This is a genomic window from Hyunsoonleella aquatilis (assembly GCF_014270105.1).
Lineage (GTDB): Bacteria > Bacteroidota > Bacteroidia > Flavobacteriales > Flavobacteriaceae > Jejuia > Jejuia aquatilis.
This window is the reverse complement of record NZ_JACNMF010000003.1, coordinates 541,311-560,984: the sequence shown is the minus strand read 5'-3', so window position 1 is coordinate 560,984 and position 19,674 is coordinate 541,311. Positions and strand designations below refer to the sequence as shown.

Below are 19,674 nucleotides of genomic sequence, written 5' to 3'. Positions count from 1 at the left end.
ATGCTTCAACTTATAGAACCTCACGATTTTGTGAGGTTTTTTATTTTGAAACACTCAGTATTTCTTATATTTGATTGAAATTGAAAATCCATAAAGGACTTATAAAACTAACCACAACTATATGAAACTATTAGAAGGTAAAACGGCAATAATTACAGGTGCTAGTCGGGGTATTGGGAGAGGGATTGCTCAGGTTTTTGCAGAGCAAGGCGCTAATGTCGCCTTTACTTACAGTTCTTCCGTTGAAGCGGGAAATGCTTTAGAAAAAGAATTGAAGGATGTTGGCGTAAATGCCAAAGGCTACCAAAGCAATGCAGCAAGTTTTGAAGAAGCACAAAAATTGGCCGATGATGTTGTGAACGATTTTGGAAGCATTGATATACTAGTGAATAATGCTGGAATCACAAAGGACAACCTTTTGATGCGTATTTCTGAGGAAGACTTTGATACCGTTATTGAGGTCAATTTGAAATCTGTATTCAATATGACCAAGGCTGTGCAACGTACTATGTTGAAACAGCGCAAAGGCTCCATCATCAATATGAGCTCTGTGGTTGGCGTAAAGGGGAATGCAGGGCAAACCAATTATGCAGCGTCAAAAGCAGGGATTATTGGCTTTTCAAAGTCCGTAGCATTGGAATTGGGCTCAAGAAATATCCGGAGTAACGTGATTGCTCCTGGATTTATTGAGACTGAAATGACAGCAAAATTGGATGAAGCAACTGTAAAGGGATGGCGTGAAGGAATTCCATTAAAACGCGGTGGTACACCAGAGGATGTGGCTAATGCTTGTGTATTTTTGGCAAGTGATTTGAGCGCATATGTTACTGGGCAAACCTTAAATGTTGATGGCGGTATGTTGACTTAATTTATGAATTTAGATTTTCGATATACTTTTTTCCGAGAATAGTAAATCCAAAATCGTAGGTCTAAAATCTCAATGCAAACAGAGACACTTTTATACATTATATCATCTGGAATATTAGCGCTATTTATAGCGCTTTTTCAGTATAGGTATAAGTCGAAGCATAAATCTAGTTTATCGATTGTTTTTACGTTTTTGAGATTTTTGACGCTTTTCGCATTATTGCTCTTAATAATCAATCCGAAATTTGAGCAAATAAAAGTGTTCACTGAAAAACCAAAATTAGTTTTGGCGGTGGACAATTCAAGTTCGGTCAAACACTTAAAGCAAAGTGAAAAAGCTTTGGATTTTGTCAATGCCATTAAAAACAATGAAGAACTAAAAAACAAGTTTGATCTTGAGGTGTTTACCTTCGATAGGCAATTGATCAATTCGGATTCCATTAGTTTTAGTACTAACGAAACGAATATCAATAGTGCGCTACACCAACTTTCAGAAATCTATAAAAACGAGGTTGCGCCAATGGTGTTGCTTTCCGATGGCAATCAAACGTTTGGTAGCAACTACGGAATTTCAAATCAATATAAGCATCCCGTATATCCCATTATACTTGGAGATACCATCACTTACACCGACTTAAAAATCCAGCAACTCAATGTTAATAAATATGCCTTTTCTAAAAATAGATTTCCTGTTGAGGCTATTTTGGTGTATCAGGGCAACGAAGCTGTTGAGGCTAATTTTTTTATTAAACAAGAGGCCAGCACGGTGTATTCCAAGAGGATTAGTTTTTCTAAAATAGATAATTCAAAAGTGATTAATGCCACTTTACCTGCCAATCGAGTGGGAGTGAATAGTTATAAGGCTATTTTAGAACCTTTGGCAAACGAAAAAAATACAGTAAATAACGCCAAGAATTTTGCTGTTGAAGTTATTGACCAAAAGACAAAAATTGCATTGGTGAGCGATTTTCCGCATCCAGATTTAGGTGCATTCAAAAAGAGCATAGAAAGCAATGAGCAACGTTCTGTCAATATCTTGAGTCCAGTCGAGGCTGTAAGTAAAGTAAATGATTTTCAATTATTTATAATTTATCAACCAAATAATAAGTTTACGCCTTTTTATGAAACTCTAAATAAGGAAAATAAGAACAGGTTTACAATAATTGGAGCCAAATCAAATCTCAGTTTCATAAACAATATTGATAATAATTTCACCCATGAAATTACGGGTCAGGATGAAGACTATCAATCGAAATTAAACCTAAATTTTTCGCCTTTTATGGTGGAGGATATCAATTTTGAATCTTTCCCTCCATTGAAATCTCATTTTGGAGAGGTTTCATTTTCTGTTCCATTTGAAACCATTTTAGAAAAAACAGTGCTTGGAATTTCAAATAACCAGCCTTTGCTGGCCACATTTGAAACTAACGGAAGGAGGGAAGCTGTACTTTTTGGTGAAAACATCTGGCAATGGCGTGCCCAAAGTTATTTGAATGAAAAGTCGTTTCAGCCTTTTGATGATTTCATTAGCAAATTGATGCAATATTTGAGTTCAAACAAGAAAAAAAGTAGGCTCAATGTGGAATACGAATCCTTTTATAACGGTAATGTAAATCTCGTTATTAAGGCTCAGGTTTTTGACAAAAGCTACGTTTTTGATGCCCGTCAGTCTATGGAAATCGTTTTAAGGGATAATGTCTCGGAAAAGGCTCAAACCTTGCCTTTAGTGCTAAAAAACAATAACTATCAAGCAGATTTAAGCGGTTTACCAGCTTCCAATTATAGCTTTTCTGTAAAAACAAAAGATGGTAGTGTTTCTCGATCAGGTACTTTTGAAGTACTGGAATATAATATTGAACAGCAATTTTTGAATGCTGATGTAACAAGCCTCCAACAATTGGCTACTAACACAGACGGGAAGGCGTTTTTTGTTGACGATGCTGGTGGATTATTTTCAGAGCTTTCCAGCGATAATCGTTTTAAACCCATTCAGAAAAGTAGCAAAAATACCATACCTTTGATAGACTGGAAATACCTGTTGGCTATTATCGCTTTTACGCTATCTGCCGAATGGTTTTTGAGAAAATATAACGGATTAATTTAAATAAAAAATAATGGAAAGATTACCAAAAATTGCATTACCTATCATCATTACAGTTGTCATACTTTTTGTTTTACTGGCAAAATCTGCCATAACTATAGGCTCCGGTGAAGCAGGGGTTTTGTATAAAACATTTGGAGGAGGTGTAGTAACAGATGAAGCACCTATGGGAGAAGGGTTCCATATCGTAGCACCTTGGAATAAAGTTTATGTTTATGAGGTGCGTCAGCAGGAACTATTTGAAAAAATGAGAGTGCTATCATCAAATGGTTTGGAAATCCAAATTGATGGTTCGGCTTGGTACCAACCCGTGTATGAAGATTTAGGTAAGTTACACCAAACATTAGGCGAAAATTATTTACAAAGGGTAATACAGCCGGCCATCCGAAGTGCCGCAAGAAGTGTCGTTGGCCGATATACACCAGAACAATTGTATTCTACCAAAAGGGATGCGATTCAGGACGAAATTTTTGTTGAAACAAAGAAAATTTTAGAAAAACAATTTGTGCAATTAAATGAATTTTTAGTGCGGGATGTAACATTGCCACCAACTATTAAGGAAGCAATTGAGCGTAAACTAAAACAAGAGCAGGAGTCTTTGGAGTATGAATTTAGATTGGTGACGGCGGAAAAAGAAGCAGAAAAGCAACGAATTGAGGCCCAGGGTAAGGCAGACGCCAACAAAATTTTGAGTGCTTCTTTAACGGACAAAATTTTACAGGACAAAGGTATTGAAGCAACAATGAAATTATCAGAATCTCCAAACAGTAAGGTGATTGTTATTGGTTCTGGAGATAGTGGATTGCCAATTATTCTAGGAAATCAGTAATCATAAGTTGTATTTAGACTAAAGTTCGGACTGCAAAAGTGTGCCTTCAAACTTAACTCTAGCGATTTGCTAGTAGTTGTGGTAGGTGTAATTTTCCTTAATTTTCTTTGCGTTTAGAAAATACTGACCTTGCCCTAAGTTTTTGTCGTATCCAAAACAAACGTTGACTCAAAGTGGGGTATACAAAGAATACGGTGCCACCGCCTACCCATCTATCCCATGTGGCTTGATCGGTTCCTCCGTATTGTCTAAACTTGAAGTCGCCAGGGATAAAAACACTTAATTGTTTTGGAAAGATATTCTTGATGATTGCAACTTGAGAAGATCTATCACCCTCTATAAAAACGATGCCATTTTTGGAAATATATTGTTTAACAATAGAAAGGCTGTTGTCCGTCCCATCAACAATGATAAGATCGAAAAGTTCATGTTCACCGATTTCGTCAATATCGTACAATAATGTAAAGTTATCTTTTATGTGCGCTAAATTGTGTGCTATTGCTTTTCTACAAAAATCATTCGCTTCTGTGCCAGTATAATTAAGTTGGCCTTCAAAAGACAATACAGTATCAGCAATTGTACCTATACCGACGCCCAATTCTAGAATCTTTTTGGTATTGAATGAGGAAATTAATTGAAGTATGATGTACAGTGCAAATTCACTTGCTATTAATTCACTGCCTTCTTTATGGCAATATAATTCGTACTTTTTCGACGCAAATTCTTGTAGATCCATTATGGCTTTATTAAATTGGGCGCAAAATAACTAAATTAATCTATCGATTGCAGGGTCAATGAAAAAAAAAGGTCTGCTTTTTGAACAGATGCGTCACTAATTATTGAATCCTCAGGTATCATTAACTTGGGTATAATTTTGCACCTAAAAAAGATTAATAATGCAATGCTAAATATTGGATATTTTAAGATTTAGTATTTAATCTTCAATTATTAACAGGATTTGTCATTCTAAACCGTTTAATATCTAAATGTTTTAAAAATTGCCGGTATTATTTGGAATTTTAACTAGATTTTATTGATATTTGCACCAAATAAACGAAATGAACATTACTCAAACACATCATCATTTTTACATTTGCTCTCAAGCGAAGTAAAAATGTATTGAGTAATATCAACATATATTTTAAACCCGTTTGAGACTCATCAAGCGGGTTTTTTAATTTAATTTCAGCTTGGTAGTTTCAAACTCAGAAGAATAACAAAAATGAGTAAATTAAGAATTGCAGTGCAAAAATCGGGTCGTTTAAACGAAGATTCGATGCGGATTTTAAAAGATATAGGTATTTCAATTGACAATGGGAAAGATCAATTAAAGGCCTCGGCCAAAGGATTTCCTGTAGAAGTTTTTTATTTAAGAAATGGAGACATCCCGCAATATTTAAAAGACGGAGTTGTGGATGCCGCCATTATTGGAGAAAATGTATTGATTGAAAAAGGAGAAGGTATTGATGTAGTAGAAAAACTAGGCTTCTCTTCTTGTCGTGTTTGTATTGCTGTGCCTAAATCGGACAATTATTTAAGTATTAAAGATTTGGAAGGAAAGCGTATTGCAACTTCTTACCCAAATACCGTAAAAATGTATTTGGATAAAAATGGCGTGAATGCAAATCTGCACATCATTAATGGTTCTGTTGAAATTGCACCAAATATTGGGTTAGCGGATGCTATTTGCGATATCGTATCAAGTGGAAGTACACTTTTCAAAAATAATCTAAAAGAAGTGGATACTATCTTGAAGTCTGAGGCAGTCTTGGCAGTTTCGCCTAAAATGGATGAAGATCGAAAAGCAATTTTGGAGACCATTCAATTTAGAATTCAATCGGTTTTAAAAGGAAGACAATCTAAGTATATCCTACTCAATGCTCCAAATGACAAAGTACAAGATATCATCAATATTTTACCAGGAATGAAGAGTCCAACTGTATTGCCTTTGGCAGAAAAAGGTTGGAGTTCGATACACTCTGTAATTAGCAAGAATGAGTTCTGGGAAGTCATCGATGAATTAAAGGTAAACGGCGCCCAAGGTATTTTGGTTTGCCCAATTGAAAAAATGGTGTTATAATATAGCTTTTAGCCTTTTGCAATTAGCGATTAGCTAGTAGCCAAAAGCCAAAAGCCAAAAGCCAAAAGCTAATTAAAATGCAAGTCATTAAAAATCCAAATAAAAGTGAATGGTCTGAAATTTTAAAAAGGCCTACCCAAACTGTTGGAGATATTGAGGGGATAGTCAATGCCGTTTTTCAAGATGTTTCAGAAAATGGTGACAGAGCTATTCAGCGATATACAAGCAAGTTTGATGGAGTTTCTTTGGATTCCAGTGTGGTGACTTCTGAAGAAATTGATGAGGCAATTCAGAAAGTGCCTCAAAAATTACAGAATGCCATCAGACAAGCCAAAGAAAATATTGAAGTCTTTCACAAAGCACAAAAAACACCAAAAGTTGAAATTGAAACTACAAACGGTGTTCAATGTTGGCAGGAAAAAAGACCAATTCAAAAGGTTGGGCTTTATATTCCTGGAGGTACGGCTCCTTTGTTTTCAACGGTTTTGATGCTTGCGGTTCCTGCTCAAATAGCGGGTTCTAAGGATATTGTGTTGTGTTCGCCACCAAATAAAGAAGGTAAACTAGCACCAGAAATTTTGTTTACGGCTAAATTATGTGGTGTTACCAAAATTATCAAGGTTGGAGGTATTCAAGCCATAGCAGGATTAACTTTTGGTACGGAAACCATTCCGAAAGTGTATAAAATTTTCGGACCCGGAAATCAATACGTAACGGTTGCAAAACAGTTGGCAACAAAATATGGTGTAGCTATTGATATGCCTGCAGGGCCAAGTGAATTATTGGTGGTAGCAGATGAGTCAGCTAATGCTTCATATATCGCTTCAGATTTATTGAGTCAAGCAGAACATGGAACCGATAGCCAAGTAATTTTGGTTTCAACTTCAGAAAGTATTATCGAAGCAATTGCGGATCAAGTTGAACGGCAATTAGATGTGTTGCCACGTAAAGCTATTGCTGAAAAAGCTATTGCAAATTCTAAACTAATCTATGTTGAAAATGACAATATAGCTTTAGAAATGATTGATGAATATGGGCCAGAGCACTTCATTATTTGTTCCAAAAATGAAGCATTATATGTTGAAGGAATTAGTAATGCAGGTTCAATATTTATCGGAGATTATACTCCTGAAAGCGCGGGAGATTATGCCTCGGGAACCAATCACACGTTGCCAACGAATGGATTTAGTAAAGCGTATTCTGGAGTGAATTTGGACAGTTTTATGAAGAGTATGACCTTTCAAAAAATTTCTAGGGAAGGTATTTTAAATATTGGTGAAACCATTGAGTTGATGGCCGAAGCAGAAGGTTTGCAGGCGCATAAAAATGCGGTAAGTATTCGTTTAAAGGATTTGAAATAATGAATATTCAAGATTTAATAAGACCAACGGTTAAAGCACTTAAGCCGTATTCATCAGCAAGAGATGAATATCAAGGCAATAGTGCTGATATGGTGTTTTTGGATGCGAATGAAAATCCTTTTGAAAATGGTGTAAATCGATACCCAGACCCTCAACAACGTACGGTTAAATCTCTACTTTCAGAAATTAAATCCATACCTCAAAAGAATATCCTATTGGGCAATGGAAGTGACGAAGTTTTGGATTTAATTTATCGCGCGTTTTGCGAACCAAATCAAGATAATATCATTACTCTGCCTCCAACATACGGGATGTACAGTGTTTTAGCCAATATCAATGCTGTCGGGATTAAAAGTGTTCAGTTGGATGTTAGATTTCAACCTAAAGTTGATGAGATCTTAAGTATTGCAGATTTAAATTCAAAGTTGTTGTTTCTGTGCTCACCAAATAATCCAACGGGCAATAGTTTTGAGGCAGTGGCTGTTGAAAAGTTAATCAGATCCTTTAAAGGCATTGTTGTTATTGATGAAGCATATATTGATTTTTCTAATGAGGAAAGTTGGGCGAGTAGATTGAATGAATTTCCAAATTTGATTGTGACACAAACCTTGTCTAAAGCATATGGAATGGCAGGAATCAGACTAGGAATTTGTTATGCATCCGAGGAGATTATTTCGGTTTTAAATCGGATTAAACCGCCATATAATGTCAATGAGTTAACGCAACAAAAAGCTATAGCTCAGTTAGAACAAAATGAACTAACTCAAAACCAAGTTAGAGAAATTTTGGAAGAGCGGGATGTATTGGTAAAGCAATTACAAAACGTTGGCTTTGTATCAAAAATTTATCCAACAGATGCCAACTTTGTTTTAGCTAAAGTTGATGATGCGACAAAGCGTTACAATCAACTTATAGAAAAAGGTATTGTTGTTAGAAATAGAACCACCCAGCCAGGGTGTGAAAATTGTTTACGTTTTACAGTTGGTACGCCTGAAGAGAACAAAATATTATTAGATACTTTAAAATCAATAGGATGAAAAAAGTACTATTTATAGACAGAGACGGCACTCTAGTTTTAGAACCGCCATTAGATTATCAATTGGATAGTCTGGAAAAATTAGAGTTTTATCCCAAGGTGTTTCAATACATGTCAAAAATTGCGAATGAATTGGATTATGAATTGGTTATGGTGACTAATCAAGATGGCTTGGGCACCAATTCCTTTCCGGAAGACACCTTTTGGCCTGCTCAGAATAAAATTATTGACGCATTTAAGAAAGAAGGAGTTGAGTTTTCTGCGATTCATATTGATAAAACCTTTCCGCACGAAAATGCTGAAACCCGAAAACCAAGAACTGGTTTGTTAACCGAATATTTTTCGGAGGATTATGATTTGGAAAACTCTTTTGTTCTGGGTGATAGAATTACCGATATGGAATTAGCTAAAAACCTTGGAGCTAAAGGTATTTATCTGTCGGAAGATCCAAATTTAGGAGCGGATGAAATCGAAGCATCGAAACAAGAAATTCTAGATTGTATAGCCCTGACCAGTACAGATTGGAAAGAAATATATGAGTTTTTAAAATTGAAAGATAGGGTTGCGGAAATTACCCGTAATACTAATGAAACTCAAATATATATCAAGTTGAATCTTGATGGCTCAGGTAAGAATAAAATTGATACAGGATTGTCATTTTTCGATCACATGTTAGATCAAATTGGACGCCATGGTGCAATGGATTTAACCATTAAAGTGGATGGTGATTTAGAAGTTGATGAGCACCACACTATTGAAGATACGATGATTGCCTTAGGCGAATTGTTCAATAAGGCTTTAGGTAACAAACTAGGTATTGAGCGTTACGGATTTTGCCTACCAATGGATGATTGTTTAGCCCAAGTAGCTGTGGATTTTGGCGGAAGAAACTGGCTAGAGTGGGATGCAGAATTTAAACGTGAAAAAATAGGGGATATGCCAACGGAAATGTTTTTCCACCTATTTAAGTCGTTTACTGATGGTGCCAAGTGCAACTTGAATATAAAAGCTGAAGGTAAAAACGAACATCATAAAATAGAAGGCATATTTAAAGCCTTTGCAAAAGCAATGAAAATGGCGGTAAAAAGAGACCCAAATAGGATGTTTTTGCCGAGTACAAAAGGAATGTTGTAGGCCCCACCCAACCTCCCCGTAGGGGAGGAGAAAAAATGAAATTAATGAATAACAATATAAATAAGAGTAAGAGTTCCTCCCCTTCGGGGAGGCTAGGAGGGGCTTCTGTTGTAATTATAGATTACGGCGCAGGAAACATAAAGAGCATCCAATTCGCATTTAAACGTTTAGGATATGATGCGGTACTGTCCAATAATCCTAAGGAGATTGAATCCGCAGATAAAGTAATTTTTCCGGGTGTGGGGGAAGCAAGTTCTGCAATGAGAATGCTCAAGGAAAGCGGGTTGGATAAATTGATTCCTAAGCTTAAACAACCCGTTTTAGGCATCTGCTTAGGGATGCAATTGATGTGTTTGCACACCGAAGAAAATGATACCGAAGGTTTGGGTATTTTTCAAACGAATGTAAAACGCTTTTCAAATGAAGTGAAAGTACCTCAAATGGGCTGGAACGTCATAAAGGATTTGAAATCTAATTTGTTTAAAGGTATTAAAGAGAACGAATACATGTATCTCGTTCATAGCTTTTACGCTGAGCATTGTAATGAAACCATTTCAAAAACAGATTACGGAATTAATTATGCTTCGGCCTTACAACACGAAAATTTTTATGGCACACAATTTCACCCTGAGAAGAGCGGAAATGAAGGTGCCAAAATATTGAAGAACTTTATAAATATGTAGGTGTTGGCCTTTGGCCATTAGCTAAAAGCTAAAGACCAACTGCTAATTGCTAAAAGCTATAAAAATGAGAATAATACCAGCCATAGATATCATAGAAGGCAAATGTGTCCGCCTCACCAAAGGCGACTACGAAACTAAAAAAGTGTACAATGAAAACCCATTGGAGGTTGCCAAAATGTTTGAGGGTGCAGGTATTGAATATTTACACTTGGTGGATTTGGATGGCGCTAAGGCTAAGCACATAGTCAACTATAAAGTTTTAGAGCAAATTGCCTCAAAGACAAAATTAAGAATTGATTTTGGCGGTGGTTTAAAAGCTGATGAAGACCTGCATATTGCCTTTAATTCTGGTGCTAAACAGATTACAGGTGGGAGTATTGCAGTAAAAGACCCTAAGACATTTAATGGTTGGGTCGAAAAATACGGTAATGAAAAAATCATTTTGGGAGCCGATAGCAATGCCGGGAAGATTGCCATTAGTGGTTGGCAGGAAGATAGCAATGAAGATTTGATTCCATTTATTAAGGGTTATCAAAAAAAAGGCATCAAATATGTCATTTGTACCGATATTTCAAAAGACGGGATGTTGGAAGGGCCTGCCGTGGAATTGTACAAAGGCATCATTTCCGAATGCAGTAACAAAAGCGGACAATCCATCAAATTAATCGCTTCAGGAGGAATTTCTGATATTGGAGAATTGCCGATATTGAAGGAAATAGGTTGCGAGGGAGTGATAATTGGAAAGGCTATTTATGAAAATAGAATTAGCCTTTATCAACTGGAAAAATTTTTGTAGAACATGTTGACAAAGCGAATTATTCCATGTTTGGACATTAAAAATGGACGCACCGTTAAGGGTGTCAATTTCGTAGATTTACGAGATGCTGGAGACCCTGTGGAATTGGCAAAGCAGTACGCCGATTATGGTGCGGATGAATTGGTGTTTTTGGATATCACCGCAACACTTGAAGCCCGGGCAACAACTCTTGAAATGGTATTGCATGTGGCCGAACAGGTCAATATTCCATTCACAGTAGGTGGCGGTATTTCTTCTGTGGAGCATGTGGATGCCTTGTTGAAAAATGGAGCGGATAAGGTTTCTATTAATTCCTCAGCCGTAAAGCGACCTGAATTAGTGAATGAATTGGCGGATAAATTCGGGAGCCAGTGTGTTGTGGTTGCTATTGATGCAAAGAAGGTAGATGGCAATTGGAAAGTGCATTTAGCAGGAGGCACCATCCCAACGGAGATTGATTTGTTCGAATGGGCTAAAGAAGTTGAAGAACGCGGTGCTGGCGAGATTTTGTTCACTTCAATGAACCATGATGGTACAAAATCAGGTTTTGCAAATAAAGCTTTAGCCAAACTATCGGATATGCTGAATATTCCAATTATAGCCTCAGGTGGTGCTGGGAACGTACAACATTTTGTAGATACATTTACTGAAGGAAAAGCCGATGCGGCCTTAGCTGCAAGCGTATTTCACTTTGGTGAGATTCCAATTCCGGATTTGAAAAAGGAGTTGAAAGAACATAATATACAAGTGCGACTATAATTTAATGTTCGCATTTGTCATTCCGCACTTGATGCGGAATCCATATCAGAAGAAACAATAAATAGATTCCTGCTTTCACGGGAATGATACGAAAATGGAAATAAAATACGATCAAAACGGTTTAGTCCCCGCTATTATTCAAGACGCCACCACAAAAAATGTGCTAATGCTGGGCTATATGAACGAAGAAGCCTATCTAAAAACTTTGGATACCAAAAAAGTCACCTTTTTCAGTAGAAGCAAACAACGCCTTTGGACCAAAGGTGAGGAAAGCGGTAATTTTTTAAATCTGGTTGACATTAAAAATGATTGCGATAACGATACGCTTTTGGTTAAGGTAAGCCCCGTTGGGCCAACGTGCCACACGGGCACCGATACCTGCTGGAAAGAAGAGAATAGCTCTAATTTTGGTTTCTTTTCTACTTTAGAAAATGTGATTGCAGAACGTGTTGCCAATAAAGATACCGCCAAATCTTATGTGGCCAGTTTATTTTCAAAGGGCATCAATAAAGTCGCTCAAAAAGTAGGAGAAGAGGCTGTGGAAACAGTGATTGAAGCGATGGACAATAACGACGAGTTGTTTTTGTATGAATCGGCAGATTTATTGTTTCACTATTTGATGTTATTACAAGCCAAAGGCTTTACCTTAAAAGATATTGAAGCCGAATTAAAAGGAAGGCATAAGTAAATGCAATTTCAACCCAAAAAGTACTACTACCTTATAAATTTTCAATATTTGGGCTATCGGTTTCATGGGTGGCAAAAACAACCTAATTTAAAGACGTTGCACTTGATGGTGGACCGCACCCTAAATTATATTTTCGAGGGTAAATACTTTAAAACCTTGGTTTCGGGTAGAACCGATGCCATGGTGTCTGCTGAAAATGCCACGTTCGAATTGTTTTTGCAACATGAATTGGAGGACTTAAATGGGTTTTTAGAACTTTTCAATTTCAACCTGCCTCAAGACATTCGAGCTCTTGCCATAAAAGAAGTAGACGAGAAATTCAATATTATAAATCATCCTAAAACCAAGGAATATTTGTATTTGTTTACTTATGGCGAAAAGTGCCACCCATTTTGTGCACCCATCATGACAACCATTTTGGATGACTTGGATATCGATATCATGAAACAAGGCGCAAAACTATTTGAGGGCGAATATTATTTATGGAGTTATTGCTACAAACCCACTGAAAATGGCATTTATACCAGAGAAATTTTACAATGTGAATTGGTTGAAAACAACATCTATACCGCCAATTATTTTCCCAAAAAGTCATACTTGTTAAGGGTAAAAGGCAAAGGCTTTATGCGAAACCAAATCCGATTGATGATGGGCACTTTGATTGATTTGGGAAAGGGAAAATTAACACTTGAAGATATTAAAGATAGCCTTGTTCCAGATAGCAAAATTAAGATGGACTATATTGCACCGGCTTCGGGATTGATTTTAAATTCGGTGGAGTTCGAATAACGAGCCCCTCTTAATCTCCCTAAGAAGGGAGAAACTCTTACTAAATAAAAAATAAGTCTATTCCCTTTATTTGATTAACTTTTTAGGCATGGGTGGCGTTCCTCTCTTTTGGGAGGCTAGGTGGGACCTCGGCGGAGTTGCTCGCGTTAGGGATTGAACGGCATGTTTGAGCTCCTCTCCCGATAGTTATCGGGAGAGAGCGAGTAGTGAAAGCCCGACCTCCCGATAGCTATCGGGAGTGGTAACGCCCAAATTATCTTCAAATATTTTCTTAAAATCCTTTAACATTTTGTTGGCTTATTAACTTAAAATTATGTTAATGCATCTGCTAAATGGTTAAACCCTGTTAAAGCACTTGACAAAACTGCCATTTCCTATAAGTTGTTAGTGAGTTTAATTAATAAAAACAAAAGAAATGAGCTATTTAAACATGAATGATGAAGAGTTAATACCTGTGGTGGTTGAATTAAATGTTTTATTAGCTGACTACCACGTGTATTATCAAAAATTAAGAAGTAAACATTGGAACATTATCGGGAAGAATTTTTTCGATCTTCATGAGCAATTTGAGGACATGTACAATGATGCAAAAGTTAAAATCGACGAAATTGCCGAGCGTATTTTAACATTGCGTTACCACCCGATGAGTAAGTTGGAAGATTACTTAAAAACCTCGAGTATTTTAGAGGATGCGCCGATTAAAACCGATGAGGATATGGTGATTGAAACCCTAAAAGACCATAAGCTATTATTGGCGCAAATGGGGAAAGTGATCGAAAAGGCCGAAGCAATTTCTGATGAAGGTACTATCGATTTGATGGGTGCATACATACGAGAACTTGAAAAGACAAGTTGGATGCTAAATGCCTGGACGAAAAAGACTTCGGGGAGTTTAAAGGAAACTGTTGTTGAGGCTTAATTGCTGTATAGATTGAACCTCAGAAAACAATATTAACCTTTAAAATCGAATGAAAATGAAAGATACAATGTTAACGGCATTTAACAATTTAATTGATAAACTTCAAGGTTGGGTAAGTGCCATCATAGAAAATATACCAAATTTAATTCTGGCCGTTGTGGTCATGGTAACATCCTACTTTGTGGCGAGATATACCCGAACACTAATTTTAAAACTAGTGGAAAAACGAGTGCCCCAGCAATCCATCGCTAAGATTATTGCCAAAATTTCGGCAGTAGTGGTAGTGGTAGCAGGACTGTTTTTGGCACTTGGCATCATGAACCTAAGTAAAATGCTAACCTCCTTATTAGCAGGTGCTGGTGTTGCAGGTTTAGCTATTGGTTTAGCATTGCAAGGTACATTATCTAACACTTTTGCGGGTGTAGTAATTTCGTTTAGAAAGCGTATACAATTAGGCAATTGGGTAGAAACCAACGGGTATTCCGGTGAGGTAATTGATGTAAATCTGAAGGAATTTGTTTTAAAAGAAGCCGACAATAATATTGTTGTGATTCCTAATAAAATGATTCTTGAAAACCCATTGAAGAACTATTCCCTGACCACACGAATGCGAGTGTTTTTAGAATGTGGAGTGGGCTACGAATCTGATTTGGAAGAAGTAGAGCGATTGACGAAAGAGGTGATTGCCAATACTTTCAATCAGGTGGAAAGTACCGACGATGTCGAGTTTTATTATACCGAATTTGGAGATAGTTCCATTAATTATCTATGCAGGTTTTGGATTGATGCCGAAAGTATGCTGGAGAAGTTAAAGGCCAAAACCAAGGCTATCATTGAGATTAAAAAAGCTTACGATAAAGCAGGGATTAACATTCCGTTCCCAATCCGTACATTGGAATTTAACAACAAGTTATCTTTTGATGATGCCGTTATGGAAAACCAATTCTCTAATAACTAGAGTAGATGTATCGATTCCGATAGATCATTAAGTTCAATTATTTAATACCAAAACTATGTTACGCTGGACGATAACATTTGTAATCATTGCATTAATTGCGGGAGTATTAGGTTTTGGTGGTATTGCAGGAGCATCTGCAGACATTGCAAAAATATGTTTCTACATTTTCATCATACTATTTGTATTCTCACTATTAAAAGGATTACTGAAAAAATAGAAAACCATTAATTAACCATTAAAAATTAAAATCATGAAAAAAGTCATATTAGCATTAGCCTTATTATTCACAGTATCAACTGCGTTTACAAGCTGTAGAGAGAAGAAACCTAAAGATAAAATTGAAGAGGCAGTGGAAGAAGTAAAAGATGAAGTTGGCGATGCTGTTGAAGAAGTTGAAGACGAAATTGATGACGCTACACACTAATATTAAGTCAGTCAGTTTAAAGATAAAATAGAAGTTTAACCATTAGAAATGAAAACAATGAAAAATTATATATACATGTTGGCCATATTAATTTGTGGTCCAGCAATGGCTCAAGAAAAGCCAACGGAAATTATGAAAGAAACCACCGTAAAAGAAGTCAAATATAAAGACGGCGATACTACTAAAGAAGGTAAAATAAAAGTGGTTACCAAGGAAACGGCAAGCGTAAAATTGGATGCTGACGATAAGCATAAGTTAAATCAAGACAGGGTGCCTGCCACTAAAAAGGTGCAGACAACAATTATGATTGACAATGATGCAGATACCGCTTACGATGTGTTGACCAAGGAAACTTATTTTATTAGTGAAGACAAAGATTATAAGTTCAGTCCAAATAAATCTGGGTTTATGATAGCCTTGACGGATGATAAAAACGAATTTGTAGAAATAGGAAAAGCGTGGAATACGCATACCCCTGGAAGCTATATTGTAAGGGGTGAAACCTATAACGGCATTGGCTATTTTGAAGGTGATACTTTTGTGGTGGAGTACTACGATGAAACGTCTGAAAGTATTAAAACCATCAAGTATAATAAAAAGCAAGTGGAAATGTAATACATATTTCGTGTTAAGATAATTACAAAGTCTCGAGGGTAACTCGGGACTTTTTGTATTTTAGAAGCTATTTAACTTTAAGATTCAAAAATGAGCGTCACTGTACCAAAATCCGTTTTCCCATTTTTCAAAAAACTAGAAAAGAACAATAACCGTGATTGGTTTAATGAAAACAAGCCAGAGTTTAAGGCCATTGAAGCCGAAGTAAAACAGTTTTACAACGCTATTTTTGAAAACTTAAACAAGCACGATGAGATTGATAAACTCAAGATTTTTAGAATATATCGGGATGTACGTTTTTCAAAAAATAAGTTGCCGTATAAAACCCATTTTGGAGGTTCGTTTCACAGAACAAAACCACGCTTAAGAGGCGGTTATTATTTGCATATTCAGCCGAATAACGAAAGTTTTATAGCTACAGGGTTTTGGGAGCCAGCACCAACGGATTTATTGCGCATCAGAAAAGAATTTGAAATGGATGATGCGGAAATTCGTGAGATATTGGCGGATAAAAAATTCAATTCGGTTTGGGGTGATACCTTTGTGGGGGATGAAGTAAAAACGGCACCAAAAGGTTTTAGTAAAGAACATAAAGCCATAGACTTAATTAAGAAGAAACAATATATCTTCACAAAAAAGTATACTGATAAGGAAGTGTTGGATGATAATTTTTTAGATGAAGTAGATAGGTCCTTTAAAGCCATTCGCCCATTTTTTGATTATATGAGCGATGTGCTAACTACAGATTTGAATGGGGTGTCTTTGATTGATTGATTGATTGAAGGCAATGCTTAACTTTTTTGCAATTTCTTTTAAAAATGAAAGTAAGTACAAGAGATAAAATTAACCAAGAGGCTTATAGGAAAGTGGTCGAATTGCTAGTAGAGTATAATTTGAACAAAAAAAAGCATTTAGAAAATTCCGTAAATAAACCAATTGAAATTATTGCCAGAAATAATGCAGGCGAAATAATTGGTGGTTTGTACGGACGTTCTATTTGGGGTACATTAGAAATAAAGACTTTTGCCGTAAAGTCTGAATACAGAAATGAAGGAATTGGTGAAAAACTTATAAAAGAAGCTGAAATAGAAGCAAAAAAGCGAAATTGTCGCTTTATAAGTTTGGACACATTTTCATTTCAAGCACCAAAATTTTATGAGAAATATGGATTTAAAAAAGTTGGAACCGAAACTGATTTTCCTTTAGGTTTTGAAAAGTATTATTACCAAAAGAAAATCGATTAAATTTAAACCACCGCCAACAATTCAGGTCTTTCAAACAACTGAATATTACTAATCAAGCGTTGCTTTACAATATTCATCATACGTTTATTTAATGCCGAGGAGTTTTGAATGTAAATCTCGTAATCTTCAATCGTAAACAAGCCTATTATCATTCCTTTCATGGAATTACGCAGTTTCATGTCTTTCTGAATCGCATTTTCAATATAATCCATCCGCTTTTCAATAGACAGATCATAAAATACAGACTTGTGTTTTTCGATGTAATTTTTAAACACCGCAATCAGTAAATCGTTTTGAAATTTGATGATTGGGCGCAGTACCATATTCTGAAAGCGCTCATCGGCACTCATGTTTTCAGAGATGGTGGTGCTTAAAATTTCGGGTCTGATACCTTTTAGGTGGAATTGTCTGGAGTCCATGTGAAGTAGATTTGGACTTAAAATTATCGAAATAAAAACTTGGAGTATTAACAATGTTGTCGGAGTTATTAACTGTGTTATTAACAAATGGTTAAAAAGCTTTATGGATAAATTAGGTTAACTTGTAAGCAACTGGAAAATAAACGACGAAACACGAAAATCTAACATTTTATAAAAAATCCAACACGATGAATCGCAACTTAAAATTTTCTTTCGCTATCAGTTTGATAACACTCCTTTTTCTAGGCCATTCAAACATAAATGCACAGGTATATGCTGACGAAAAATCTAAATCCTTAATAGACGCGATGGTCGAAGTCAATGGTGGTTATCAAAAATTGGCAAGCAAAAAGGATATTCAATTCAAATATGTTTATGATAATTATGATGCAGGAAAAGATGTGTCTTTAGAGCGTCATATTATAAATGGCGAACATTCATGGGCGCAGTACGACGTGCACCAAAGAAACGTTTTGCCAAAGCAAAAAGGTGTTGCTCAACAGGCTTTGGTAGATGGAAAGCCAATGCTAACTTTGGATGGAAAGCCAATAACGGATGAAAAGGCTTTGGGCGGTACGGTTTTTCTGAGAAAAGTGAACTTTTATTGGTTTACCATGATGTACAAATTGCAGGATCCCGGCACTAACTATAAATATTTGGGCACCGAAGAGGCCAATGGCATTACGTATGACAAAGTGAGTTTGACCTACGACGCGGATATCACCAAAAAAGAAAAAAATGACGAGTACATTTTGTACTTCAATCCCGAAACCCATTTGGTGGATTGGTTTTATTTTTCTTTACCAGATTGGGGTATTAACGACCCCATTCTTAAAATGACACTACAATATGAGATTGTGGATGGATTGCACATTTCAACAGTTAGAAAATCTTTTGTACCCAACGAAAAAGGAGAGTATCACGATAACGGTACCTATACGTTTAGCGAAATCAAATTTAATAATGGTTTTAAAAAGGAAGGTTTTATTTTGAAATAATCTTTGAACCCTACTAAAATGAAAAGGCTCTTTTTTTAAGAGTCTTTTTTTATGAATTAATATCTTTACATAAAAGAATAAAAATGAAATTCGGAAGCGTTGACAATCCTCAGGATATTGATTTTGCATTACCACAAGATCATCCAAAAACAAAGAAAGTCTTAAACAAAGTGAAGGATGATAAAGTGCCTGAAATTTATGTAGGATGTGCAAAATGGAATAGGGCTGATTTAAAAGGGTTTTATCCGAGAGGCACTAAAGATGAATTAGGGTATTATTCCTCGCAATTCAATTCTATTGAGTTAAACGCCACCTTTTATCGCATTTTTCCAGCAGAACAGTTTTCAACTTGGTATGATAAAACACCCAATGGTTTTAAATTTTTCCCAAAACTGAATCAGGAAATCAGTCATTGGAAAAGGTTGAACGAAACGAATGAGGTTGTAGAACACTATTTATACAACGCTTCAAATTTGAAAGAGAAATTGGGGACGGTCTTTCTTCAAATGCACAACAACTTTGCACCAAAGGATTTTGATAGAGTTGTGAATTTTGTTGAAAGGTGGCCTAAAGAAGTGCCTTTAGCAGTAGAGTTCAGGCATACTAATTGGTATAACGATGAAGCTATTGCAGAGGATTTGTATCAATTGTTAGAAGACAACAATATTTCTAACGTGATTGTGGATACGGCTGGAAGACGGGATTTAATGCACATGCGGTTGACCAATCCTACAGCTTTTGTACGATACGTAGGTGCAAATCATGCAACGGATTATACGAGGTTGGACGATTGGGTGGAACGCTTAAAAATTTGGAAGGAGCAAGGTATTAAGGAAATAGATTTCTTTATTCATCAAAATATTGAAAAAGAGTCACCTCTACTATCCGCTTATTTTATTAAAAAGCTGAATTCAGAATTAGGCTATTCACTTAAAGTTCCTAATGAAGAGGACGCGCAAAACTTACTATTTTAA

General features: G+C 36.1%; 23 protein-coding genes. 21 read left to right on the top strand and 2 right to left on the bottom strand.

All coding sequences use genetic code 11. The annotated features are described in order from the left end of the window. The first annotated feature begins 121 nt into the window (after positions 1 to 121). The 3 genes from fabG to H7U19_RS11080 all read left to right on the top strand — a co-directional run bounded on the left by fabG (position 122) and on the right by H7U19_RS11080 (position 3,797). A complete protein-coding gene (gene fabG / locus H7U19_RS11090) occupies positions 122 to 868 on the top strand; it encodes a 3-oxoacyl-[acyl-carrier-protein] reductase (RefSeq protein WP_186562317.1) in 747 nt (248 codons plus the stop codon). Between the two features lie 258 nt (positions 869 to 1,126). After that, entirely contained in the window at positions 1,127 to 2,971 is a 1,845-nt protein-coding gene (locus H7U19_RS11085) for a VWA domain-containing protein (RefSeq protein ID WP_343069097.1), read from the top strand. Between the two features lie 10 nt (positions 2,972 to 2,981). Next, positions 2,982 to 3,797 (top strand): prohibitin family protein, encoded by an 816-nt coding sequence (locus tag H7U19_RS11080; protein WP_186562313.1) that lies wholly within the window; start codon positions 2,982 to 2,984, stop codon positions 3,795 to 3,797. A 97-nt stretch (positions 3,798 to 3,894) separates the two neighbouring features. Here H7U19_RS11080 and H7U19_RS11075 read toward each other — a convergent pair whose 3' ends face one another. After that, positions 3,895 to 4,533: a class I SAM-dependent methyltransferase gene (locus tag H7U19_RS11075; RefSeq protein ID WP_186562311.1), complete on the bottom strand. Its 639-nt coding sequence runs from the start codon at positions 4,531 to 4,533 to the stop codon at positions 3,895 to 3,897. Positions 4,534 to 5,019: 486 nt separating this feature from the next. On the opposite strand from H7U19_RS11075, the gene hisG reads away from it, so the two are divergent. From hisG to H7U19_RS10995, 16 genes are all read left to right on the top strand, one after another. Continuing rightward, complete coding sequence (hisG, locus tag H7U19_RS11070; protein WP_186562309.1) at positions 5,020 to 5,877, top strand: ATP phosphoribosyltransferase; 858 nt, start codon at positions 5,020 to 5,022, stop codon at positions 5,875 to 5,877. 77 nt (positions 5,878 to 5,954) lie between these two features. Further along, positions 5,955 to 7,238 (top strand): histidinol dehydrogenase, encoded by a 1,284-nt coding sequence (gene hisD, locus H7U19_RS11065; RefSeq protein WP_186562307.1) that lies wholly within the window; start codon positions 5,955 to 5,957, stop codon positions 7,236 to 7,238. Next, positions 7,238 to 8,275, top strand: coding sequence for a histidinol-phosphate transaminase (hisC, locus tag H7U19_RS11060; RefSeq protein ID WP_186562305.1), 1,038 nt, complete (start codon positions 7,238 to 7,240; stop codon positions 8,273 to 8,275). Before hisD ends, hisC begins: the two co-directional genes overlap by 1 nt. Further along, positions 8,272 to 9,408 carry a bifunctional histidinol-phosphatase/imidazoleglycerol-phosphate dehydratase HisB gene (gene hisB, locus H7U19_RS11055; RefSeq protein ID WP_186562303.1) on the top strand — a complete coding sequence of 379 codons (1,137 nt, stop codon included), beginning with the start codon at positions 8,272 to 8,274 and terminating at the stop codon, positions 9,406 to 9,408. Before hisC ends, hisB begins: the two co-directional genes overlap by 4 nt. Positions 9,409 to 9,452: 44 nt before the next feature. Beyond that, positions 9,453 to 10,091, top strand: coding sequence for an imidazole glycerol phosphate synthase subunit HisH (gene hisH / locus H7U19_RS11050; RefSeq protein WP_186562301.1), 639 nt, complete (start codon positions 9,453 to 9,455; stop codon positions 10,089 to 10,091). 64 nt (positions 10,092 to 10,155) lie between these two features. After that, entirely contained in the window at positions 10,156 to 10,887 is a 732-nt protein-coding gene (hisA, locus tag H7U19_RS11045) for a 1-(5-phosphoribosyl)-5-[(5-phosphoribosylamino)methylideneamino]imidazole-4-carboxamide isomerase (RefSeq protein WP_186562299.1), read from the top strand. Between the two features lie 3 nt (positions 10,888 to 10,890). Then, positions 10,891 to 11,646: an imidazole glycerol phosphate synthase subunit HisF gene (hisF, locus tag H7U19_RS11040; RefSeq protein ID WP_186562297.1), complete on the top strand. Its 756-nt coding sequence runs from the start codon at positions 10,891 to 10,893 to the stop codon at positions 11,644 to 11,646. A gap of 94 nt (positions 11,647 to 11,740) precedes the next feature. After that, complete coding sequence (hisIE, locus tag H7U19_RS11035; protein ID WP_186562295.1) at positions 11,741 to 12,334, top strand: bifunctional phosphoribosyl-AMP cyclohydrolase/phosphoribosyl-ATP diphosphatase HisIE; 594 nt, start codon at positions 11,741 to 11,743, stop codon at positions 12,332 to 12,334. Next, the gene (locus H7U19_RS11030; protein WP_186562293.1) at positions 12,335 to 13,123 is read left to right on the top strand and encodes a tRNA pseudouridine synthase A; all 789 of its coding nucleotides are present in this window, start codon (positions 12,335 to 12,337) and stop codon (positions 13,121 to 13,123) included. Positions 13,124 to 13,538: 415 nt separating this feature from the next. After that, complete coding sequence (locus H7U19_RS11025; protein WP_186562291.1) at positions 13,539 to 14,042, top strand: Dps family protein; 504 nt, start codon at positions 13,539 to 13,541, stop codon at positions 14,040 to 14,042. A gap of 55 nt (positions 14,043 to 14,097) precedes the next feature. Further along, entirely contained in the window at positions 14,098 to 15,000 is a 903-nt protein-coding gene (locus tag H7U19_RS11020) for a mechanosensitive ion channel family protein (protein WP_186562289.1), read from the top strand. A gap of 55 nt (positions 15,001 to 15,055) precedes the next feature. Continuing rightward, the gene (locus H7U19_RS11015; RefSeq protein ID WP_186562287.1) at positions 15,056 to 15,217 is read left to right on the top strand and encodes a DUF1328 domain-containing protein; all 162 of its coding nucleotides are present in this window, start codon (positions 15,056 to 15,058) and stop codon (positions 15,215 to 15,217) included. Positions 15,218 to 15,250: 33 nt separating this feature from the next. After that, positions 15,251 to 15,424 carry a hypothetical protein gene (locus H7U19_RS11010; protein ID WP_186562285.1) on the top strand — a complete coding sequence of 58 codons (174 nt, stop codon included), beginning with the start codon at positions 15,251 to 15,253 and terminating at the stop codon, positions 15,422 to 15,424. 57 nt (positions 15,425 to 15,481) lie between these two features. Then, entirely contained in the window at positions 15,482 to 16,039 is a 558-nt protein-coding gene (locus H7U19_RS11005) for a hypothetical protein (RefSeq protein WP_222597420.1), read from the top strand. A 90-nt stretch (positions 16,040 to 16,129) separates the two neighbouring features. Continuing rightward, a complete protein-coding gene (locus tag H7U19_RS11000; protein ID WP_186562281.1) occupies positions 16,130 to 16,813 on the top strand; it encodes a DUF2461 domain-containing protein in 684 nt (227 codons plus the stop codon). Between the two features lie 44 nt (positions 16,814 to 16,857). After that, positions 16,858 to 17,283 (top strand): GNAT family N-acetyltransferase, encoded by a 426-nt coding sequence (locus tag H7U19_RS10995; protein WP_186562279.1) that lies wholly within the window; start codon positions 16,858 to 16,860, stop codon positions 17,281 to 17,283. Positions 17,284 to 17,285: 2 nt separating this feature from the next. Here the strand turns inward: H7U19_RS10995 and H7U19_RS10990 are convergent, their stop codons facing one another. Then, positions 17,286 to 17,702 (bottom strand): glyoxalase, encoded by a 417-nt coding sequence (locus H7U19_RS10990; RefSeq protein WP_186562277.1) that lies wholly within the window; start codon positions 17,700 to 17,702, stop codon positions 17,286 to 17,288. Between the two features lie 188 nt (positions 17,703 to 17,890). Between H7U19_RS10990 and H7U19_RS10985 the strand changes: the two genes are divergently transcribed. Continuing rightward, positions 17,891 to 18,700, top strand: a complete 810-nt coding sequence (locus H7U19_RS10985) for a hypothetical protein (protein WP_186562275.1) — start codon at positions 17,891 to 17,893, stop codon at positions 18,698 to 18,700. Positions 18,701 to 18,783: 83 nt separating this feature from the next. Further along, positions 18,784 to 19,674 (top strand): DUF72 domain-containing protein, encoded by an 891-nt coding sequence (locus H7U19_RS10980; RefSeq protein ID WP_186562274.1) that lies wholly within the window; start codon positions 18,784 to 18,786, stop codon positions 19,672 to 19,674.